The sequence below is a fragment of the Acidimicrobiales bacterium genome, from assembly GCA_035531755.1.
Lineage (GTDB): Bacteria > Actinomycetota > Acidimicrobiia > Acidimicrobiales > UBA8190 > DATKSK01.
Map to the genome: position 1 here is coordinate 22,531 of DATKSK010000040.1, position 6,000 is coordinate 28,530.

A 6,000-nucleotide genomic window follows, 5' to 3' on the forward strand; every position below is an offset into this window, starting at 1 on the left:
GGGGCGAGGATACCGGGGGTGCGCGGGGCCGCAGACAGGGCCGGTCCTCGGCCGCGTCAGACGGCCCGGACGGGCACGGGCGCGGCCCCGGGGGCACCCGGGACGTCACCCGCCTCGGCCAGCGCCAGGCGCAGCTCGGCGATGTCGTCGCGCAGGAGCGCGGCCTCCTCGTAGCGCAGCTCCGACGCCGCCAGGCGCATCTCCTGCTCGAGGCGCACCACCAGACGCTGCAGCTCGTCGACGGGCAGCTCGCCGAGGTCCGCCATCTCATCGGCGGCGCTGACGCGCCCGCCCACGCCCCGACCCCCGACCCCGTCGCGCCGGGGCCCGCGCCCCGCCCGCACCTGGGCGCCGGGCCGGGCCCGGCCCCCGCGGCTCCCCCGCCCGGGCCCGGTGGGGGCACCGCCGGCGGGCCGGATGCGGGCCAGGATGTCGGTGACGGCCTTGCGCACCGTGGTGGGGTCGATGCCGTGCTCGGCGTTGTAGGCCTGCTGGATGGCCCGGCGGCGCTGGGTCTCGGAGATGGCCTGCCGCATGGCGTCGGTGATGGTGTCGGCGTACAGCACGACCAGCCCGTCGACGTTGCGCGCGGCGCGCCCCATGGTCTGGATGAGCGACGACGCCGAGCGCAGGAACCCGGTCTTGTCGGCGTCCAAGATGGCCACCAGCCGGACCTCGGGGAGGTCGAGGCCCTCGCGCAGGAGGTTGATCCCCACGAGCACGTCGTACTCGCCCAGGCGCAGGTCGCGCAGCAGCTCGATGCGGGTGATGGTGTCGATGTCGGAGTGCAGGTAGCGCACCCGGACGCCCAGCTCGAGCAGGTAGTCGGTGAGGTCCTCGGCCATCTTCTTGGTGAGCGTGGTGACGAGCGACCGGCCCCCGGCCTCCGACGCCTCGTGGATGCGTTCGAGGAGGTCGTCGATCTGCCCCGTGGTCGGCCGGACCACGACCTCGGGGTCGACCAGGCCGGTGGGGCGGATGACCTGCTCGACCACCTGGCTCGACACGTCGAGCTCGTAGGCGCTCGGGGTCGCCGACAGGAACACGACCTGGCCCACCCGCTCCATGAACTCGTCGAAGGTGAGCGGGCGGTTGTCGAGCGCCGAGGGCAGCCGGAAGCCGTGCTCCACCAGCGTCGCCTTGCGGGACCGGTCCCCCTCGAACTGGCCGTGGATCTGGGGGACGGCGACGTGGCTCTCGTCGATGACGGTCAGGAAGTCCTCGGGGAAGAAGTCGAGCAGGGTGTGGGCCGGCTCACCGGCGCGCCGGCCGTCGAGGTGGCGGCTGTAGTTCTCGATGCCGTTGCACACACCCACCTCGGCCAGCATCTCGAGGTCGTGCTCGGTGCGCAGCCGCAGCCGCTGGGCCTCGAGCAGCTTGCCCTGGGCCTGCAGCTCGCCCAGGCGCTGCCCGAGCTCGGCCTGGATGGAGTCGACGGCGCGCCGCATGGTCTCGTCGCCGGCCACGTAGTGGGTGGCGGCGAACACCACCAGCTCGTCGATGTCCTCCCCGGTGTCGCCGGTGAGCGCGTCGAACCGACGGATCCGCTCGACCTCGTCGCCGAAGAGCTCGATGCGCACGGCCTGCTCCTCGTACACCGGGTGCAGCTCGACGGTGTCGCCGCGCACCCGGAAGTGGCCGCGGGTGAGCACGGCGTCGTTGCGGTCGTAGTGCAGGTCGACGAGGCGCCGCAGCAGGTCGCGCTGGTCGACGGTGTCGCCGGGGCGCACCGCCAGGATCCGCTGGCTGTACTCCTCGGGCGAGCCCAGGCCGTAGATGCACGACACCGAGGCCACCACGATGACGTCGCGCCGCAACAGCAGGCTCGAGGTGGTGGCGTGGCGCAGCCGGTCGATCTCGTCGTTGATGGACGAGTCCTTCTCGATGTAGGTGTCCGAGGACGGCAGGTACGCCTCGGGCTGGTAGTAGTCGTAGTAGGAGACGAAGTACTCGACCCGGTTGTCCGGGAACAGCTCCTTCAGCTCGGCGGCCAGCTGGGCGGCCAGCGACTTGTTGGGCTCGATCACCAGCGTCGGGCGCTGGGCCTGCTCGATGGTCCAGGCGATGGTGGCGGTTTTGCCGGAGCCGGTGATGCCGCGCAGGGTCTGGAAGCGGTCCCCGGCGGCGATCCCCGCCGACAATTGCTCGATGGCGCGGGGCTGGTCGCCCGCCGGGCGCAGCGGGGTCACCACCTCGAGACGGGTCACCACCCGATGGTACCGGGGGGGTGTGTCGCCTCCTGCGGGTCGATCGCACGCACCGACCGTGGGTCGCTCGGGGCCATACCCCCATTGGGGGTAGTCGTCAGAGCGACCCGGGCCCGGCGACGAGGGACCGGGGCGCCGGGGCCGTCAGCGCGGCGGTCGGGGGAAGGATCGCAGCGACGCCCACACCCGGTCGACCTCGGCGACCAGGTGGGCCCGGTCCGACGAGTTGTCGATGACGAAGTCGGCCCCCCGGCGGCGCTCCTCGCGGGTCGCCTGCACCGCCATGCGGGCCTCGGCGTCCTGGCGGGAGAAGCCGCGCTGGCCCACCAGGCGCTGCAGGGCCACGTCGGCCGGGCAGTCGACCACCACGACGGCGTCGAGCGACAGCAGGTCGCGGTGGGCCGGGGTGAGCAGGGGCACGTCGAGGACGACCACCCGGTCGGTCCCCGCCACCGCCGCCCGGCGCTCGGCCATGACCGCGGCGATGGCGGGATGGGTGATGGCGTTGAGCGCGGCCAGGGAGTCGGGGTCGGCGAAGGCCAGCGCGGCCAGGGCGGGCCGGTCGATGGTGCCGTCGCCGGCCACGATCCCGGCACCGAAACGGTCGACCAGGGGCCGGTAGGCGGGGCCGCCGGGGGCGACCACCTCGCGGGCGATGCGGTCGGCGTCGACGAGCACCGCGCCCCGCTCCACCAGGAGTTCGCCCACCGTGGACTTGCCCGACCCGATCCCGCCGGTGAGCCCGACGGCCAGCACGCGCCTACCCCACCGGATGCGGCGCCCCGCCCCGACGCAGTCCGCGCCCGGTGCGCACCGCCCGGGCCACGGCCTCGTCGACCAGGGCGTCGAGGGTCCCCGCGGCGGTGGCCTCCCACGACAGCCCGGCGGCACGGGCACGCGCCCCGCGCCCCAGGCGGGCACGCAGCAGGGGGTCGACGAGCACGGTCCGCAACGCCTCGGCGACGGCCGCCACGCCGCCGGGGCGGCCGGGGCGCGTCCGGGGAGTGCCCACGTCGACGAGGAGGCCGCTCACCCCGTCCTCCACGGCGTCGCGGTGCCCGGCGATGCGCGACGCCACCGCCGGGGTGGCGCAGGCGCCGGCCTCGCTGATGGTCATCCCCCACCCCTCGCGCTGCGAGGTGCTCGCCAACACCCAGGCGCGCCGGTACACGTCGAGCAGGGCGACGTCGTCCATGTACCCCGGGAGGTCGATCCACCCCTCGGCGCCGGCGGCGCGCCGGTACGCCTCGAGGCGCGCCCGCTCGTACCCCTCCCCCACGATCACGGCGCGCAGCCCCGGCACGCGACGGCGCACGGCCACCAGCGCGTCGATGAGGAGGTCGAAGCGCTTCACCGGGACCAGCCGGCCGACGGCGGCCACGAGGGGCTCGGGTGAGCGGTCCCCGCCAGGGGTGAAGAGGCGGTCGATACCGGGCGGCACCACGCTCACGCGGGACCGGCGCAGCCCGAGCATGGCCACGATCTCGTCGCGCGACGACTGCGACAGCGTCACCACGCGCGTCCGCCGGTACAGCGGCGGCGCCAACCGGCGCTCCACCAGGTCGCCGAGGCGCGCCCGTCCGGGTCGCAACACCATCTGCCACATCTCGGCGTGCACGTGGTGCAGGAAGACGACGCGCGGGCACCGGGCCCACAGCGGCGAGAAGAACGGCATGCCGTTCCAGATCTCCACCAGCCCGTCAGGCCGCCCGCCGCGGCCGGCCAGGCCGCTCAGGACGCTGCGGGGGAACACCGAGTACCGCCGGCCCCTGCGCAGGACGTGGTAGCCGTCGCGCTCGGCCCGCGCCGGCTGGCCGGCGGCGGTCGACGTCCGCAGGGTGACGTCGAGGCCGGCATCGGCCCACAGCGACGCCACGTGGTGGGCATGGCGCTCGGACCCGCCCGCCTCGGGGTCGTCCAGGTCGCGCCAGGCCAGGATCTGCACCCGCCGTACCCCGACGTCCAGGGCCCGCGCCACCACGTCGTCGACGGTGGCGGTCCCGGGCCCGGGCAGCAGGACGAGCCCCCCGCCGTCGGCGCCCCCCGCCTCGTCGGTCGCGGCCATCGCCGCCCCTCGCCGATGATGGACCTCGGTCACGCCGTCATCCCTCCCGCCCGCTCGCCCACCGTAGCGGGGGGCGTGACAACCCGTGCCCCCCGGACCTCGGGCGTCCCCGGGGCACGCCGGTGCCACGGGGCGCGACGTTCACGACAGGGGCCCCGCCAGCGCGCCGGCGGGGCCGGCCCGGCGTCGGGCCGTCTGGCGGTGGGCGACCACGAAGCACAGGGCCATGGTGCCCGCCAACCCCACCTGCACGAAGAGGTCCGCCCGGGCGGTGCTCGTGTAGCGGCCCCCGGCCAGCGCCGCCGCCGCCACGAGGGCGCCGGTCCCGGCGGCGAGCACGGCGACCACCCAGCGCCACCCCACGCCGAGCAGGTACACGGCCAGCACCACGGTCACCGACAGCAGGATCATGGCGAGCACCAGCGTGGAGAACGCCGAGGCCGCCGCCGTCAGCCGGTGGCCGAACACCAGGCCGAGGAGCCGGCGGGGGACGAACACCGCCGCCACGAGCAGCACGGTGCAGGGCAGGGACAGCACCAGGAAGGTGTGGCCCAGCTGTCTGAGGGCGTGCAGGCCCTGCTGGTGGCGGATGGTGGCCTCGGGCAGGAGGTAGTTCACGAGGACGAGCGCGCCGAACACGAGCGCCTTGGCCGGGACCGAGATGGCCGCGTAGGAGCCGGAGTGGTGCGGTGCCTTGCTCCCGAGCAGGATGACGTCGGCGTTCTGCAGGACGGCCAGCAGCACGAGGCTGCCCAGCGCGGTCAGGACGTCGGCCAGCAGGTCCTTGCCGCCGTGCACCGACAGCGCCACCGCCCCGCCGGTGGCCTCCACGCCGATCTCGGGGATCTCCTCGGCGGGCGCCTCCCGGGTGATGTCGGGGGCACGCGCCAGGGCGCGGGCCGCGCTCAGGCGGGCGTGGGTGGCGGTGACCAGCTCGGCGATCAGGATGCCGAGGGCGGCCCCCTCGATGCCGAGCTCGGCCGCCATGCCGATGGTGAGGGCGCAGCGCATGGTCGCCTCGAGCACGAGGTTGACCGACAGGTGCAGGTAGTCGCGCCGCACCTGCAGCAGCCCCCGGTCGATCGACACCAGGATCCACACCCCGCCGGCGGTGAGGATCTCGGCCACGCCGCTCGGGCCGCGCAGGTTCAGGGCGTGGGCCACGGGCACCCGCAGCAGCCACATCGCCACGGCCATGCCCAGCAGCGACACCTCGCCGATGCGGTGGATGCGCGCCACCCAGGGCTTGATGCGCCCCCCGAGGCCGCGGGCCTCCCAGGCCGAGGCCCGCCGGACCACCCCCACCAGGAGCGCCGAGCCCGGCATCGACACCACCAGGAACAGGCCGAGCAGGACGATCAGGGTGCCGTAGCCGCGCGTGGTGAGCACGTGGGCCACGAACACGGTGGTGAGGAGGCTGACGAGGCCCACCAGCGCCGCCGCGATGGCCAGGGGGATGGCATGGCGGATGGCGGAGCCCGCCTCGGCGGCGTCGGAGCGCGCCTCGCCACCCTCGTCGGGCTCGGGGTCGGGGGTCGTCGGCGGCGGTGCGCCGGGCGGCACTAGGAGACGCCGCTACCCGTGACGGCCGCCACCCGCCGGGGGACGACCGGCGCGTCACGGCCGGTGCCGGCGTCGCCGGGCGACCCCGCCTTCTCCTCGTGGTACACCTCGTCCACGTTCACCGACCAGATGTCGTGCCCGGCGCCGTCCACGATGTTCTCGACC

At 75.0% G+C, this 6,000-nt stretch carries 4 protein-coding genes; all 4 read right to left on the reverse strand.

Annotated elements, in window-relative coordinates:
• Window positions 1–56: 56 nt before the first annotated feature.
• Window positions 57–2,207, reverse strand: a complete 2,151-nt coding sequence (uvrB, locus tag VMV22_08445) for an excinuclease ABC subunit UvrB (protein ID HUY22357.1) — start codon at window positions 2,205–2,207, stop codon at window positions 57–59.
• 144 nt (window positions 2,208–2,351) lie between these two features.
• A complete protein-coding gene (coaE, locus tag VMV22_08450) occupies window positions 2,352–2,963 on the reverse strand; it encodes a dephospho-CoA kinase (protein ID HUY22358.1) in 612 nt (203 codons plus the stop codon).
• Between the two features lie 4 nt (window positions 2,964–2,967).
• Complete coding sequence (locus tag VMV22_08455; protein HUY22359.1) at window positions 2,968–4,272, reverse strand: glycosyltransferase family 4 protein; 1,305 nt, start codon at window positions 4,270–4,272, stop codon at window positions 2,968–2,970.
• Between the two features lie 141 nt (window positions 4,273–4,413).
• The gene (locus VMV22_08460; GenBank protein HUY22360.1) at window positions 4,414–5,835 is read right to left on the reverse strand and encodes a hypothetical protein; all 1,422 of its coding nucleotides are present in this window, start codon (window positions 5,833–5,835) and stop codon (window positions 4,414–4,416) included.
• Window positions 5,836–6,000: the final 165 nt, after the last annotated feature.